The following is a 6,102-nucleotide window of genomic DNA, read 5'->3' on the forward strand; positions in this document are numbered from 1 at the left end:
GCCTACTCCGGGAAATGGCTGACGATGATGAACATCACCGTGCCCAGCAGGGTTACGAGGAAGGACCAGGAATAGAGGACCAAAGCGAAAGGCTGCATGAGCATGAATACGCCGGCGGCGATCAGCACCGAGGCCAGCATCTCCCAGGCGCCGCGCCGGAAATGAAGCAATCCGTCGAGAAACCCTGTCATTTGCGTACCGCCCCAAAGGTGATGCCGCGCAACAGATGCTTGCGCAGGAGAATGGTGAAGACCATGACCGGCACCAGGAACAGCGTTGCGCCCGCGGCGACCGCCGGCCAGTCCTGGCCGCTGACGCCGATGATGGTCGGAATGAAGGGCGGCGCGGTCTGGGCGTTGCCGGAGGTCAGCAGCACGGCAAAGGCATACTCGTTCCAGGCAAAGATCAGGCAGAAGATTGCGGTCGAGGCGATGCCCGTCGCCGCCTGCGGCAGCACGACCTTGTAGAAGGCCTGGAAGCGCGTGTAGCCGTCGATCAGCGCCGCCTCCTCGTATTCGATCGGGATCTCGTCGATGAAGCCCTTGAGCAGCCACACCGACAGCGACAGGTTCACCGCCGTGTAGAGCAAGATCATGCCGGCATGGGTGTCGCTGAGCCCGAGCGAGCGGAACATCAGGAAGATCGGGATGGCGACCGCGATCGGCGGCATCATCCGTGTCGACAGGATGAAGAACAAAAGATCATCCTTCAGCGGTACCTTGAAGCGCGAGAAGGCATAGGCCGCCGCAGTTCCCAGCACGATGCAGAGCACCGTCGAGCCGAAACCGATGATGACCGAATTGGTGAAGCGTTCGGCAAAGCGCGACGGCCCCGAGATGACGAGCCCGTCCTTGCGCACCAGCTTGTCGTACCAGGTCTGGGGCTCGCCGACCGCCTGCAACTGTTCTTCGGTCAGCCGGGTGCGGGTGGTGAAGACGTTGACGTAGCCTTCGACCGTCGGCGTGAACAAGGTTTTTGGCGGGTAGGCGATGGCATCCGACGGCGACTTGAAGCTGGTGCCGATGATCCAGACCAGCGGCAGGATCGTGATCAGCGCATAGAGGACGACAAGCACTCCGGCGAACCACTTCTGCCGGCGCGACGGCTCGGTGATGGAATAGCTGCTCATCGCTGTTTCACCTTGTTCAGGGCTTTGACATAGATCGAGGCCAGGCCGAAGACGGTCACGAACAGGATGACGGCGTAGGCCGAGGCATAGCCGGTGCGCCACTTCTCGAAGGCTTCGCGCTTGAGGTTGATCGAGGTGAGCTCGGTGATCGAACCCGGGCCGCCGCCGGTGAGTTGGACGACGAGGTCGAACATCTTGAAGTTCTCGATGCCGCGGAACAGCACGGCGAGCATCAGGAACGGCAGCACCAGCGGGATGGTGATGGTCCAGAACTGCCGCCATTTGCTGGCGCGATCGCATTCGGCGGCTTCATAGATGCTGTCGGGAATGGAGCGCAGCCCGGCCAGGCAGATCAGCATGACGAAGGGCGTCCACATCCAGGTGTCGACGATGACGATCGCCCAGGGCGCCAGCGCCACATCGCCGATCATCGAGAAGCTGGAGGGATCGGCGCCCGTCAGGAAGCCTATGGCATAATTGAACAGGCCGATCTGCGGCTGGTAGAGAAAGGTCCAGAAATTGCCGACCACCGCCGGGCTCAGCATCATCGGCAGCACGATGATCGTCGTCCAGAGATCGTTGCCGCGGAACTTCTTGTTGATCAGATAGGCGAGCGAAAAGCCGATCAGGACCTGGAGCACGATGGTCCAGATCAGGAAATGCGCCGTCGCCTGCATGGTCAGCCAGATGTCCTTGTCGGACAGGATGCTGATGTAGTTCTTCAGGCCGACGAACTCGACCTCGGCATTGGGGCGGTTGACGCGGAAGTTGGTGAAGCTCAGCCGGATCGTCCAGATCAGCGGAAAGATGTTGACCGCGAGCAGGAGCACGATTGAGGGAGCGACGAAGAGCCAGGCGAGCGAACGGTCAGACAGGCCCCGAAAACGCTTGGCAATGGCGTGCGGCGTCGCTTCGGCGACGCGATCCACCGGTGAATGCAGCATTGATAGTCCCCTGATTATCAACTGTGCGGCGACGGAGCCGGCAAGCGCCGGCTCCGCACCGTAGCATGGCCCGCTGGGAGGATGCGGGACAGGGCTTTGCAGCGATCAGTACTTGCCTTCGTCGTCGAAGATCTGCGTCCAATCCTTGGCGAGACCGTCGAGCGCATCCTGGGCGGAACCCTGGCCGGCAACGACATAATCATGGAAGCGTTTCTGCGTTGCCTGCAGCAGCGAGGCATAGGCAGGCTCGGCCCAGAAATCCTTCACGATCGCCATGGAGTCGAGGAAGGTCTGGGCATAGGGCTGGCTGGTGGCGAAGCCCGGATCCTCGACGACCTTGCGCAGGGCCGAATAGCCGCCCATCTGCCACCATTTCTGCTGGATCTCGGGCTGGGCGAACCACTTGATGTAGGCGAGCGCGTCGTCCTTCTTCTCCGACGCAGAGACCACTGAGATACCCTGCCCTCCGAGTTGGGCAAACACCACCCCGTCCGGACCCGCCGGGTTGGGGAAATAGCCCGACTTGTCGCCGCCGACATTGGCGTCGGCATTGATGCCCGGCCAGGTGAAGGCAAAATTCATGTGCAGCGCGACTTGGCCCGACTTGTAGGCGTCGATGTCCTCGGACATGTAGGCGTCGGAATGGCCGGGAGGCGTGCAGCAGTCATAGAGCTGCTTGTAGAATTCCAGCCCCTGCACGGCCTTGGCCGAATTGACGAAACCGTCGAGCTCGTAAGGCTTGTCGGGGTTCTCGTACTGGAAACCGAAGCTGTAGAGCACGTCCATCGCGCCCATGGTGATGCCTTCGGAGCCGCGCTCGGTGTAGATCGCCGCACCATAGACCGTCTTGCCGTCGATCTCGCGCTTCTGGAAAAACTCGGCGATGTCCTTGAGCTCGGCGAAGGTTTTCGGCACCGCGAGGTCGCGGCCGTATTTCTGCTTGAACTCGGCCTGCAGCTCGGGCCGCGCGAACCAGTCCTTGCGATAGCTCCAGCCGACGACGTCGCCGAAGGCCGGCAGCGCCCAGTAATTGGGCGAATTCTTTGGCCATTCTGCATAACCGACCACCGTCGCCGGGATGAAGTCGTCCATCTTGATTCCTTCCTTGTCGAAGAAATCATTGAGCTTCACATACTGGCCGTTCTCCGCCGCGCCACCGATCCACTGGCTGTCGCCGATCATCAGGTCGCACAGCTTTCCACCCGAATTCAGCTCGTTGAGCATGCGGTCGGCGAAGTTCGGCCACGGCACGAACTCGAACTTCATCTTGACGCCGCTCTTGGCCTCGAAATCCTTGCTAAGCTCGACCAACGCGTTGGCCGGATCCCAGGCTGCCCAGCAGAGCGTCAGGTCCTTTGCGCTGGCTTGGCTTGTACCTGCCACGCCGGCAGCCAAAACGGCGCCGAACGCGGCCAATGATCTAACATGGCGAAATGTCATGGCTGGGACCTCCCTCCCATTCTTCCGACCTCCATCGGAAGGCTGAAAACGCCCTTTACGGGCACCTGACGCGGAATGATCTTCCCGGCGGGCCAGTCTCCTCCGCGCCGCCTGTGTGGCCCGCTCAATCCTCCTGGCGACCACGATGAGAGTCATAATTGAGGTGCGCACCTCAACGCAAGCGATTTTTGAGGTACGCACCTCAAAACTTGCTTTTCATCTGCTTTTGTTGGAGAAATCCGGTTCGAAGCTGGAAATGAGATCAAAAGCGTGCGGCCAACCACAAAAGACCTGGCAGAAGCCGCGGGCGTCAGCCTCGCGACCGTCGACCGCGTCCTCAACGAACGGCCGAATGTCAGCCCGAAGGCAGCAAGGAGCGTGGCCGAGGCCATCGAGCGCATCGGCTTCATGCGCAATCCCGCCGCCGTAGCGCTGGCCCGCAACAAGACCTACCGCTTCCGCTTCGTCCTGCCGACCTCGGGTGACCAGTATCTTGCCGAGCTCATCGCCCGGGTCACCGAGGCCAAGGAGGCACTGCGCGCCGACTCGACCGATGTCGAGGCCGTGCAGATCGCCATGAGCGACCCGCACCATGTCGCGAAATACTTGACGGCCATAGACCACGACATTGTCGATGGCGTCGCCGTCATGGCGCCCGAGTCACCACAAGTGCGTGACGCGATGCTCAGGCTGGTCGAGCGCGGCGTTCGGGTGGTGCAGTTCCTGTCGGGCCAGGAGCGGCTTGAGAGCGCCGACTATGTCGGCGTCGACAACTTTGCCGCGGGCGCCACCGCCGGCAAGATCGCCGGCCGCTTCCTCTGCGAACGGCCGGGCAAGATCATGGTCGTCGCCGAGACCATGATGGCGCTCGACAGCATCCAGCGCCGCCTCGGTTTCGACAGCATCATCAACGCCCAGTTCCCGCATCTCGAGACCCTGCCGTCGCTGGAAACCTATGCTGACGAAAAGCGTGCCGACCTGATCATCCGTCGCACTCTGGAACACAACCCGGATACCGTCGCCGTCTATGTGCTGAGTTCCGAGGCCCGCGTGCCGCTGACAGCCGTGTGGAACACACAAGGCGCCCGGGCGCTTACCGTCGTCGCCCACGAGCGCACTCCGTTCAGCGAGCAGGCGCTGATGGACGAGCGCATCGACGCCGTCATCGCCCAGGACCCGGGCCATGCCGTCCGCAGCGCGCTGCGTATCCTGCGCGCCCGCTCCGACCACCGCGAACCCCTTGCCTCCCAGGAACGCATCCGCATCGAGGTCCTGCTCAAGGAGAATCTGCAGTTCGAGTGAGATGGCGAAAGGTCATGGGGGCAAATGCGGCGACAGGAAGGCCTTGGCTCCTACCTGCACATGATCTCATTTGATGGCCTTCACCCAGAAGCAGGCTAAGGCTGCGGCACCCTTTCACGGATGTCTCGCGAAAAATCATCGGTCAGGCCGACCGCCAGCGCCCGCTGGGCGATATGGGAGCGGCTGCGCAGCTCCTGCATCGACAGGCTGCCGTCGAGCGCACCACGTGCATAGGCATATTCCGGCAGGTAGCCGTTGACGATCAGCCGCCAGTCGAAAGGACTGACGTCGCCGACGGCGCGCATCATCTTGAAGATTACGGTGGTGCAGTTTGTGGTGATCGAATTGTAGAAGCGCGGCGTCTCGGCCAATGCGTTGGCATCGGCGACATAGCCGAGCAGCAGCGCCCGGGCGTCGCTTGGCTTGACGTTCAGCCGGTAGAGCTGGACATCCTCGCCACGGACATTCGAACGGACACCGACGACGTCGCGTTCGTCTGCGGCGACGATGACCAGCGGGTTGGCCTTGAACAGGTCGGCGATCGGCGAGAACTGGCCGCCATTCTGCCGGCGCACCTCGACCGACCAGGCGAGTTGCTCGCCACCCTCGAAACCGAAGCTCATGATGACATGCGCCATCTCGGGGCCGGCCCAGTAGGACATGAACAGGTCAAGCGTCTTGAGCTTACTCAGGTCGTAGCTGCGGGTCGTCCAGCGTTCGGTAAAGTCGGTGTTGCTGCGCCAGTCAAAGTCGCGGACGTTGGTCAGGGTCAGCACGTCGCCGTCGCGCGCGCCGGTGACCTGGCGGGCCACGTCGGGTGCGAATTCGGCATGGTTGGACGGGACGATGGTGTTCCACCACACCAGCACCGCGGCGAAACCGATGACGAACAGCGCCAGCGCGTGGACGCGCCAAACGGTGAAAAGCCCGATGGCTGCCGCAAGGCCGAGCAGGACGAAAAGGCAGGCAACGAGCGCCTTGGCAAGGTCAGGCGCAGGCAGCCGATACCAAAGCGCCAGCGCCGCCCAGGCGGTCGAAAGCACGATGGCGACGACAAGGACGATGGCCGAAACGATCAAGCCCACACTGCGCAATGCCAACTCCACGTGGATCCAGTTCTTTGCCCGGTACCGGGATCGCAGATCGATCGCCCGGCGGCAAGTGCCGGTTGGCGGGTGAGAGGTATGGCGCGACACGACGCGCCCTGCAGCACGATCGCAAAAGCAAAAAGCCCGGCGTTTTGCCGGGCTTTTCGTTGTCGGTGATGTCGATGGGCTGGCTGAGCTT

The 6,102-nt window shown here is 62.3% G+C and carries 6 protein-coding genes; 1 reads left to right on the forward strand and 5 read right to left on the reverse strand.

Annotated elements, in window-relative coordinates; genetic code table 11:
• Positions 1 to 2 precede the first annotated feature (2 nt).
• The 4 genes from NDO48_RS16270 to NDO48_RS16285 form a co-directional block, all read right to left on the reverse strand.
• Positions 3 to 191: a hypothetical protein gene (locus tag NDO48_RS16270; RefSeq protein WP_018430701.1), complete on the reverse strand. Its 189-nt coding sequence runs from the start codon at positions 189 to 191 to the stop codon at positions 3 to 5.
• Positions 188 to 1,129 (reverse strand): carbohydrate ABC transporter permease, encoded by a 942-nt coding sequence (locus NDO48_RS16275; RefSeq protein WP_018430700.1) that lies wholly within the window; start codon positions 1,127 to 1,129, stop codon positions 188 to 190. The genes NDO48_RS16270 and NDO48_RS16275 overlap by 4 nt, the downstream gene beginning before the upstream one ends.
• Positions 1,126 to 2,073 carry a carbohydrate ABC transporter permease gene (locus NDO48_RS16280; RefSeq protein WP_018430699.1) on the reverse strand — a complete coding sequence of 316 codons (948 nt, stop codon included), beginning with the start codon at positions 2,071 to 2,073 and terminating at the stop codon, positions 1,126 to 1,128. The genes NDO48_RS16275 and NDO48_RS16280 overlap by 4 nt, the downstream gene beginning before the upstream one ends.
• Before the next feature lie 105 nt (positions 2,074 to 2,178).
• The gene (locus NDO48_RS16285) at positions 2,179 to 3,513 is read right to left on the reverse strand and encodes an ABC transporter substrate-binding protein (RefSeq protein WP_267321786.1); all 1,335 of its coding nucleotides are present in this window, start codon (positions 3,511 to 3,513) and stop codon (positions 2,179 to 2,181) included.
• A gap of 270 nt (positions 3,514 to 3,783) precedes the next feature.
• On the opposite strand from NDO48_RS16285, the gene NDO48_RS16290 reads away from it, so the two are divergent.
• Positions 3,784 to 4,815: a LacI family DNA-binding transcriptional regulator gene (locus NDO48_RS16290; protein WP_018430697.1), complete on the forward strand. Its 1,032-nt coding sequence runs from the start codon at positions 3,784 to 3,786 to the stop codon at positions 4,813 to 4,815.
• A gap of 95 nt (positions 4,816 to 4,910) precedes the next feature.
• On the opposite strand, the gene NDO48_RS16295 is transcribed toward NDO48_RS16290, so the two are convergent.
• A complete protein-coding gene (locus NDO48_RS16295) occupies positions 4,911 to 5,909 on the reverse strand; it encodes a DUF4105 domain-containing protein (protein ID WP_040457317.1) in 999 nt (332 codons plus the stop codon).
• Positions 5,910 to 6,102 lie beyond the last annotated feature (193 nt).

The sequence above is a fragment of the Aminobacter sp. MET-1 genome (assembly GCF_026521175.1).
Taxonomy (GTDB): Bacteria; Pseudomonadota; Alphaproteobacteria; order Rhizobiales; family Rhizobiaceae; genus Aminobacter.